9 protein-coding genes are annotated in these 9,652 nt (G+C 26.3%); 4 read left to right on the top strand and 5 right to left on the bottom strand.

Annotated features, from left to right (window positions below):
* Positions 1 to 23: 23 nt before the first annotated feature.
* On the top strand, positions 24 to 428 hold the full coding sequence (locus ACQRD5_RS11760; RefSeq protein ID WP_291629350.1) for a helix-turn-helix domain-containing protein: 405 nt from the start codon (positions 24 to 26) through the stop codon (positions 426 to 428).
* 88 nt (positions 429 to 516) lie between these two features.
* Here the strand turns inward: ACQRD5_RS11760 and ACQRD5_RS11755 are convergent, their stop codons facing one another.
* Complete coding sequence (locus ACQRD5_RS11755) at positions 517 to 1,017, bottom strand: methylated-DNA--[protein]-cysteine S-methyltransferase (protein WP_291629347.1); 501 nt, start codon at positions 1,015 to 1,017, stop codon at positions 517 to 519.
* Positions 1,018 to 1,330: 313 nt separating this feature from the next.
* Between ACQRD5_RS11755 and ACQRD5_RS11750 the strand changes: the two genes are divergently transcribed.
* Positions 1,331 to 2,911, top strand: a complete 1,581-nt coding sequence (locus ACQRD5_RS11750) for a DEAD/DEAH box helicase (protein ID WP_291629346.1) — start codon at positions 1,331 to 1,333, stop codon at positions 2,909 to 2,911.
* Positions 2,912 to 2,967: 56 nt separating this feature from the next.
* Here the strand turns inward: ACQRD5_RS11750 and ACQRD5_RS11745 are convergent, their stop codons facing one another.
* Positions 2,968 to 3,270, bottom strand: a complete 303-nt coding sequence (locus ACQRD5_RS11745) for a hypothetical protein (RefSeq protein WP_291629344.1) — start codon at positions 3,268 to 3,270, stop codon at positions 2,968 to 2,970.
* A 106-nt stretch (positions 3,271 to 3,376) separates the two neighbouring features.
* Between ACQRD5_RS11745 and rd the strand changes: the two genes are divergently transcribed.
* Entirely contained in the window at positions 3,377 to 3,541 is a 165-nt protein-coding gene (gene rd / locus ACQRD5_RS11740) for a rubredoxin (RefSeq protein ID WP_291629342.1), read from the top strand.
* Between the two features lie 122 nt (positions 3,542 to 3,663).
* Here rd and ACQRD5_RS11735 read toward each other — a convergent pair whose 3' ends face one another.
* The 3 genes from ACQRD5_RS11735 to ACQRD5_RS11725 all read right to left on the bottom strand — a co-directional run bounded on the left by ACQRD5_RS11735 (position 3,664) and on the right by ACQRD5_RS11725 (position 6,866).
* Complete coding sequence (locus ACQRD5_RS11735) at positions 3,664 to 5,082, bottom strand: potassium/proton antiporter (RefSeq protein ID WP_291629340.1); 1,419 nt, start codon at positions 5,080 to 5,082, stop codon at positions 3,664 to 3,666.
* A gap of 242 nt (positions 5,083 to 5,324) precedes the next feature.
* Positions 5,325 to 5,888 (bottom strand): hypothetical protein, encoded by a 564-nt coding sequence (locus ACQRD5_RS11730; RefSeq protein WP_294168520.1) that lies wholly within the window; start codon positions 5,886 to 5,888, stop codon positions 5,325 to 5,327.
* A gap of 174 nt (positions 5,889 to 6,062) precedes the next feature.
* Positions 6,063 to 6,866: a MurR/RpiR family transcriptional regulator gene (locus ACQRD5_RS11725; RefSeq protein WP_291629336.1), complete on the bottom strand. Its 804-nt coding sequence runs from the start codon at positions 6,864 to 6,866 to the stop codon at positions 6,063 to 6,065.
* Positions 6,867 to 7,242: 376 nt separating this feature from the next.
* Here ACQRD5_RS11725 and ACQRD5_RS11720 point away from each other — a divergent pair, with 376 nt between their 5' ends.
* Positions 7,243 to 9,615, top strand: coding sequence for a GxGYxYP domain-containing protein (locus tag ACQRD5_RS11720; RefSeq protein ID WP_294168517.1), 2,373 nt, complete (start codon positions 7,243 to 7,245; stop codon positions 9,613 to 9,615).
* Positions 9,616 to 9,652: the final 37 nt, after the last annotated feature.

The raw sequence follows: 9,652 nt of genomic DNA, 5'->3' as shown, positions 1-9,652 counted from the left end.
ATAAATTTTAAGGGGGTTCATTAATGAGTTTAGGAGATAAAATAAAAGAGTATAGGAAGTCATCAGGTCTTTCACAAGAAGAACTTGCTGAAAAATTAAATGTATCAAGACAAGCTATTACCAAATGGGAAAATAATAAAGGTATTCCCGATATATCTAATCTTATTGCAATAAGTGATGAATTTAGTTTAAGTTTGGATGAATTAATAAAGGATGATGTCAATGTGAAGAAAAAAATCATTTCTGATAGCAGTGCAAAAAAATGGCATATACTAGTTATAGTATATTTATTTGCTATTATTGCTTATATTGCATACTTTGTAATCTATCATAAGATTTTTATGATTGGATTTTTAATATCAACATTTTTTATGTTATTTTTTGAATTAAGAATTTTTATTAAAGAAAAAATATATCTCCAAAAATAGAAAATATAAATAACTACATTTTTAAAAAGTCTTATTCATATTTTTTTGAATAACATGAATAAGACTTTTTTGCAACTTATTATTATATTTAATTATTATTCTTTTCAAAATTAAGCAGCTTCTCTTGAATATCAGTATGATTACCAGCGTACCCTATTAACTTTTGGTTTTTGCCTATAACTCTATGACAGGGAATAACTATTGGTATAGGATTAGCTTTATTAGCTTGACCTATCGCTCTAACAGCTTTTTCATTCCCTATTGCCTTTGCTATATCACTATAGCTTCTAACTTCTCCATATGGAATTTTTAATAGCTCCATCCATACTTTTTTTCTAAAATCAGTTCCTTCAATATCTAATACTAAATCAAACTCTTTTCTCTGTCCTAAAAAGAATTCATTTATTTGTTCAATTTCATTTTTACATATATCTTTATTTTCTATTAACTTGTATTTCTTGTTAAAATCTTTCCATTTATCTTCTATTAACTCAATATTTCTTAGTCCTTTTTCACTTTTTGCAATATAAACATTACCAATAATAGTATTCAATTTATAAAAGTGCAAAATTTCGTCATATTTTCCCATAATATTCCCCCTTAAAAGGTTTACTTTTTGACTTTTCAACAATATTCATAAATAAACTCATTTTATCATTAAATAATACGAGCATATTTCTTTAATATAGTGTATAATAATTAAGTTAATATAAAATAACTATTTATGATTAATTATATATTATTTTAAATAAATACAAAAAATAGTTTAGTCGAATAAAATTAAGTTTAGTAAATTAGTATTCATTGTCTTATGGTTACTCAATTAACTAAATTAATTAATATAAAATAATCGCTTATGATTAATTATATATTATTTTAAATAAAGAGAAAGAGGATTTTAGATGAATGAAATTAAATTTAGTAACTTAGGGCTTAAGGATACCCTTTTAAAATCTATTAATGAATTAGGTTTTGAAAAACCATCCCAAATACAAGCAGAGGCAATACCTGTTGCAATTGAAGGATATGACCTTATAGGGCAAGCTCAAACAGGAACTGGTAAAACTGCAGCTTTCGGATGTGGAATAATTAACCATATTTCAAAAAAGGATGGCCTTAGTGCTATAATCTTAGCTCCAACAAGAGAATTAGCAATCCAAGTTAATGATGAGCTTAAGAGATTATCAAAATATGATGAATTGACAATACTTCCTGTATATGGCGGGGACCCAATAAATAATCAAATAAGAAATTTAAAAAGAAATGTTAACATAGTAGTTGGTACTCCTGGTAGAGTATTAGACCATATAAAAAGAGGTACTATTAAATTAGATACAATTAAATTCTTAGTTTTAGATGAAGCCGATGAAATGTTAAACATGGGATTTATAGATGACTTAGAAGATATCATAAAGAAATTACCAGAAGATAGGCAAACTTTATTATTCTCAGCAACCATGCCTGATCAAATTAGAAAATTAGCAAAGAGATACATGAAACCAGATGCTAAGCATATATCAATAAAGAAAACTTCAATGACTGTATCTAAAATAAGTCAAAGTTTCTTTGAGGTATCTCATAAAACTAGATTTGAAGCTCTTTGCAGAGTTTTAGATTTTGATACACCATCTTCAGCTATAATATTCTGTAGAACTAAAAAAGGTGTTGATGAACTAGTAGAAGGAATGCAATCTAGAGGCTATGTAGTAGAAGGAATGCACGGAGATATGTCACAAGTTCATAGATTAAGAACCTTAAAGAAATTTAAAGAAGGATCATTAAATTATCTAGTTGCTACAGATGTTGCTGCAAGAGGAATAGATGTTGAAGGAATAACTCACGTTATAAACTATGACTTACCTCAAGATGTTGAAAGTTATGTTCATAGAATAGGTAGAACAGGAAGAGCTAATAGAGATGGAATAGCTTATTCATTAGTTTCTCCAAAAGAATACTCTATGCTTAAACAAATAAAATCAGTGACTAAAGGAGACATATCTAGAAAGTCTATCCCAACAGTTAATGAAATATTTGAAAGTAAATCAGATAGCATATTAGATGATGTTTCAAGTACTATTAATGATTCAGATTACTCAAGATTTATACCAATAGCTAAGGAATTATCTGAGAAATTTGATAATGTTGACCTTATTGCAGCATTAATTAAAAATCAATTTAATAGTTCCTTACTTGATAACTATTCTTCTAATGTATTAGAAGCTCCAAAGTCAGAGGATGTACGTTTGTTCTTATCTATTGGTAGAAGAGATGGAATTACACCTAAATCTTTAGTAAACTTTATAAAAGATACTGCTAGAATAAGAGCAACATCTATTGGTGATATTGATATATTAGAGAACTTCTCTTTTGTTAATATAGCTCCAGATGTTAAAGATAAGGTTATTGAAAAATGTATAGGACTTAAAGTTAATAAAAGAAAAGTTAACATTGAAGTTGCAAATAGAAATAAAAAAAGAAAATAATAATTAAAAATATATTATTAATAGAAATGGAGCCGTTACTACAGCTCCATTTCTATTTACTTACACTTCTTTTTTATGCCATCATAAAGATATCTAATATACTCAGTATCTACATTATCTTTTTCTAGCATTTTCAATCTATTTTCCACTTTACTTAAAGTCTCTTTAGCCTCTTCAAAATCCTTTTGGCGAATACATGCACTTGAATACTCCAATAGATAATCTATTTTTAATACTAACTCTGCCAAGTCTTCTCTCTCATCATTAACTAAATCAACTAATAAAGAATAAACTTTGGGAGAAGTATCTTTTCTTACACTACTAAGTAAGTCATTATTATTACTAGTTTTTCTACTCATTTTAACATCTCCTTCATTTAGTTTTCTATTTATATTAATTTATATCATATTTTAATAATATGCCCAATACATTTTAATGTATAGATGATTAGGAGGTATTTATTAAATGCAAAAATACGTATGTGTTCCATGTACTTATGTTTATGACCCTGAATATGGAGACCCTGAAAATGGAATCTATCCAGATACTCCATTTGAAGAGTTACCTGATGATTGGGTTTGTCCTGTTTGTGGTGCTACAAAGGACGAATTCGAAATTTTAGAAGATTAAAAAAGAAATACATATTATCTTTTTCCTTTATATTATCTCATAAGGTAATATGTATTTCATATTTTACTAATTATATTCTTCTATTTTAAATAATTATCATTTCTTTTTTGTATTACTATAATCTAATTAGCTAATAAGTTATCAAAACTGTTAGAGGCTAAAACTAATATATCATCTTTTTTAATTTCTGTTGACCCCTTTGGAATTATAACCTCATTATTACGTCTTATCATTACTACTAATACTTCCTCTGGTATATCTGAGTCCATAATAGTTTTGTTTACCCACTTACTATTTTCATCTATATTAATTTCTAAAATTTTCGTACTCTTATCTTCTTTATAATCATTGAAAGTTTTTAATACTGGCATATTATCATCAACCAAATCTAACTTTTTAGCCAATATTGGTGTAAATGTTCCTTGAATAGAAACAGATAATAGAGCTATAAAGAATATTATATGGAATATATCATTTCCTATATCTACTCCATAAGTTACAGTATAAATAGCAAAAACAATTGATGCTGCTCCTCTGAAACCAACCCAGGATATAAATATTTTTTCCTTATTAGAATAGTCAAACCACTTTAAAATTATAAAGGTTGCTAAAGGTCTTGCTATAAACATCATAAATAATGATATAGCTATAGAAATAACAAAAACTTCTGGTAATTTAGATGGGAATGCTAATAGTCCTAGAACAAAGAATAAACCTATTTGCATTATCCAAGATAATCCATCAAAGAAATGTACTAAACTCTTTTTATGAGGTATCCTATTATTCCCTAGAATAATTCCTGCCATATAAACACTTAAGTATCCATTACCACCAATGTATTCACTTAGTGCATAAGATAAAATTGCAACAGCTGTTACAAAAATTGTATAAAATCCTTCTACTTCGAAATTAGCTCTTTTTAAAATGTATACTGAAATCCTTGCTAAAATGCTTCCTGTTATAATTCCAAATAGTATTTGCTTAATTAGCATAGGAATAATTAAACTAACTCCTCCATTACTCATTAAAGTTAATATAATAATTGTTAGCATATATGCTATCGGGTCATTACTTCCACTTTCTATTTCTAATAATGGTGCTAATGTCCCCTTCAAATTTAACTTTTGTGAACGTAATACTGAAAACACAGATGCTGCATCAGTAGAGCCAACTACTGCTCCTATCAATAATCCTTCTAAGATACTTGTCTTTAATACATAATGACAAAATAATCCCGTAAGTCCAGCTGTTATTATAACTCCAAAACTAGACATTAATATTGAAGGTACTGCTGATTTTCTCGCCATTTTCCAATTAGTTCCGAAACCTCCATAAAACATAATAAACACTAAAGCTAAAGAAGATACTATACTAGTTAATTGATAATTATCAAAGTATATCCCTACAATTCCATCTGAGCCAAATATCATTCCTAATACTATAAATATTAAAAGCATCGGGATACCAAACTTGTATAGTATCTTACTCGAAGATATGCAAATTAATAAAATTAATCCACAAACTATCATTAATTCAATCATATAACCCTCCTCCAAGTAATTAATATATATTTCTATTATACGTTAAATAGTGAATAGTTGCAAAGACAACTTTATTTTGTGCCCATTTTATACGTAATTATTTTATTTTATATAATTACTATTTGATTATTCTGAAAAAAACAATAAAAAAAGAAGATATATATTATATTATTTATACCATAGTAAACTTCTGGACATGCTAATCTAATATCTGCCTTCTTCTATATTTAAGATAATTTTACTTATTTAATCTTATCGTATTTTATTGGTTCTTCTGATCCAGAAATTATTTTTCTATTTTTTCTAAATATCTCTGTAACATGCATCTTTCCATCATACACTTTTTCTATTGCAGTAAATATTACTTCAGGTGAAAAATTACTTTCACTTTCTGCTAAAAAGTATCCGTCTTTTTCTTGAAATACTATTGGAGTAAATTTCTTAGATAATTCTAATTTATCATAGTCTATTACCAATTCATTATTTGAATTTATAAAATCATTATAATCTATGTAGTTTGGGAGCTCATAAGAAGTTAACATTACATCATTATATTCATTTAATGTATATAAAAATAAATGATGTAATACAGTTTCATTATCTCCATGATTATAGTAAGTTTCATCTATAGTGAAGAATCCATTAAAATCTTTTGGTAAATTCTTCATCTTGTCATTACATATCCCAACTATATGCTTTGCCATAGGTGTTCTAACTTCTCCAGTTGATTCTTTTTCTTCTTTTAATTGTTTTTCATTATTAAAATATCCAGATATATATTTCATAAATCTGAGTAGCTTTTCCATTGTAATCACCTCTTCTTTCTCTTTCACTTAATTATAGCACTATTTTCCAGAATAGCACTTCTATTAATTTTCAGAAAGTCATTAAAAAAAGCCAATAAAAATGATTATCTCTCTCAATGTTATTTATTCATATTTTTTTATATAAAATACACAAATTTTAATTTTTGTCTAATATTAATCCTTGCTAATAGCATCTATTGTGATTTGCATCTTTTTACTTAACTCCTCATCTTTTAATAATGCCATAGAAATTAAATCTAATAAATACATAGCTGAAAATTGACTGTTAATAAACATACTTTTATTAACAAATTTAGGGTTATAAACTATAAATTCTATATCCGAGTACTCCACTATGCTACTATCTTCAAAACTAGTTATAGCAACTGTCTTTGCTCCATTTTTCTGTGAATTCTTTAATGAAAGCACAACTTCTTCAGTTTCTCCTGATATAGAAATCCCTATTACCAAATCATCTTGCTTAACTATTGAACTATTAATTATCATCATATGTGAGTCTGTAATACAATGCACATTAAAACCCATTCTTAATAGCCTTTGCATCATTTCTGCCCCAGTTAATCCTGAGCTTCCCACTCCATAAATATATATATTTCTAGCTTCCCTAAGTTCAGTAACTATATTAAAAATAGCTTCTTTATCTATTAACATCTTGGTTCTTTCTATAACTTCATTATAATAATGATAAGCATAAGAAAAAATCTCATCCTCATCTTCTGAAACTATCTTTTCTCTTCTATTAGAACCTAGCATAATTTTCATATCAACAAAACTATCACAGCCTATTTTTTTAGCAAATCTAGTTATAGTTGAACATGAAGTACCTGTTTCATTAGCTAGATCTTTAATATTTATATTTTTTATATTTTCTTTATACTGCATTATATAATCAGCAATTGCTTTTTCCTTATCAGAAAAACTATTATATATCTTTTGGATTTCAGTTAATATATTCACTTTCCGCCTCCACAATACTATAAATATATATAAGATATAATTAGAATATCATTAATCTAAATGAAATAAAAGGGTATGCTTAAATTGAGATATATTTTAAATATTTTTGAAACTTATATAATAAAAAAAGTATTGTAATTAAATTAAAAATTAACCTTTTATATCTAAATTTTTAAATCCATCAATACTTACTGTCTTATCATAGGAAAATCCTTCATAAGGAATTATATATAGCACCTTGTCTTTATTTAATATTTTCAAATTTTAAAATATGATTCCATCATTCGTATATGTATTAAATAAGATTTAATGAATAAATCTTTAATTCATTTCTAATGCTAATAAATATAAATAATCTTTTGTGATGTACATACATATGAAAAAATTTATTAAATTTTGTTCTCTTTTTATTTTATTAATCCTTTGCTTATTAATGAATATAAATTACTTTCCTAAAGCTTCATCAGAATTAAATTTGTTAGAAAATTCTTCTAATAATAATATACTGCCACATCACTTTAGAATGTCTTCTAATTATAAAGCTATTATAAAAGATGATACTATTAATATTAAAGGTCTTGATAAATTAAATATATCAGGAAGTGCACAGTTTTCAGATTCAGGTCTTTCTTTAATAAAAGAGTCTATTAATAATAACTTTTCTATAATAGATATTGATTTAAGGCAAGAATCTCATGGATTTATAAATGGAATAGCTATTAGCTTTGAAAATGAAAAAAATAATGCCAACAAGGGATTAAGCTTATCTGAAGTTTTATCTACCCAAGATAAGTTACTGGACTCAATTAAAATTGGAATCCCTATCACTTTCTATAACACAAAGGAAACTATAGTTCCTAAATCTGTTCAAAATGAATTACAAGTTGCTAACTCAAAAGAAATTGGATACATTCATATTCCTGTAACAGATGGTGGAATCCCCACTGATGATATGGTTAATTATTTTATTGATTTTGTTAAAAATCAGCCAAAAGATTCATGGCTTCACTTTCACTGTAAAGAGGGAATAGGTAGAACTACTACCTTTTTAATAATGTATGATATTATGAAAAATCATAAAGATGTTAATTTGAACGACATTATCAAACGTCAAGTATTGTTATCTGGCATGAGTGATACAAGTTCACAAGGATTTTATGAAGGAAATCACAATAAATTTTTAACTGATTTTTATAATAACTATGAATCTAAATCAACTTCTTCTATTAGAACTGATATTACTAATAACCAGTTAAATGATTATTATATTAAAAATTCTATTATTCCTAAACATTTATATGTTATTTCTGAAGATCATATGAGTAAAGAAGAGCAGACTATGATTTCTGCTCTTCAAGGAATTATATCAACAAAATCCAACTCACAAATTTATATTCTTAATAAAAATGAGCCTGACTACAAAATATGGCTAGATGATTTAAATAAGAATTATAATATTTGCTATGAAAACATATCTGATCCATGGAAACTTTTAAATAAGTTTAAATCCACACTTAAAGGATATATACTATATAGCAATTCTAATCCATCATCTATAAATAATGCTTGTTCTCTTTCATCATTAAAAGATGCATTACCCATTGAAGAATCTCTAGAAGTCAAAGTAAACAATTATGATATAAATACATTAATTAAAAATTGTAGAGATACAAATTCTTATTGGGCATATGAAAATCTATGGAACTCTGGTTTGAATCATTCTACAGTTATTCAATTATCACCTGACAAATCTATGGCTTTGAGGGATTATGCAATAATGTCTAAATCTCTAATATTTTATGAAGATAATACAAATGATACCACCTTAAGAGAGCAAATATTTAATTCTATGGATGAAACTGCTCGATGCTTAGGCTGGGGCCCTGATGAATTTAATAATGTAAGTATAGCTTCAAAGTATGGTGTGGATGTTATAACAGCAGATTGGTCATATAATTTATCTGTATTAAGCTCATTTAACCCAACTCCACAAACTCAAACGTCTCAAATTGATGTTCCAGAAGATGATAATGTCCATTATGTAACTTTTATTATGTCTGATGGAGATAATCAGCAATGGTTACTTGGAAGTAATTATAGTTCTGAAAAATGGTATGGTTCTAAAAATAGAGGAAACTTCAATTTAGGTTGGACATTAAGTCCATCATTATATTATTTAGCTCCTACAGTATTTAATAAATATTATGAAAGTGCAATCTTAGATTACTATCTCGTTTCTCCTTCAGGCAATGGATATATTTATCCAAGTAAATATCCTCAGGATAAATTAATTAATTATACAAATCGACTAAATGAATATATGAAAAAAGTAGATCAAAAATATGTAGTAATAATTGATGATAATTCCTTTTATGACATTGATTTATGGGATAAGTATACTAGTTGTTCCAATATAGATGGTTTATTCTATCTTGATTATAAAAGAAATAATAATTATAAAGGTGAAATAATTTGGTCTAATAATAAACCTATTGTATCTTGCAGAGATTTGCTTTGGGATGATTTAGAAAATGAAGATGAATTAATTAAGAATATTAATTCTAGAGCTAACTTAGATTATATAGGCATTACTAATCCTGAATCCTATACCTTTGTTTACATTCATGTGTGGAGCAAGGATATGGATAATCTTCAAAATGTAATTAATAAACTAAATAGTAATTCTAAAATAAAAATAGTTTCTCCTGATATATTTATTAGGCTAATTAAAAATAATATTAATTCATAAATTTTACCATTACATCAGTATTAACTAATCTGTTATA

Source organism: Clostridium sp. SGI.024 (assembly GCF_050315195.1).
GTDB lineage: Bacteria > Bacillota > Clostridia > Clostridiales > Clostridiaceae > Clostridium.
This window is presented reverse-complemented; position numbering and strand designations above follow the sequence as displayed.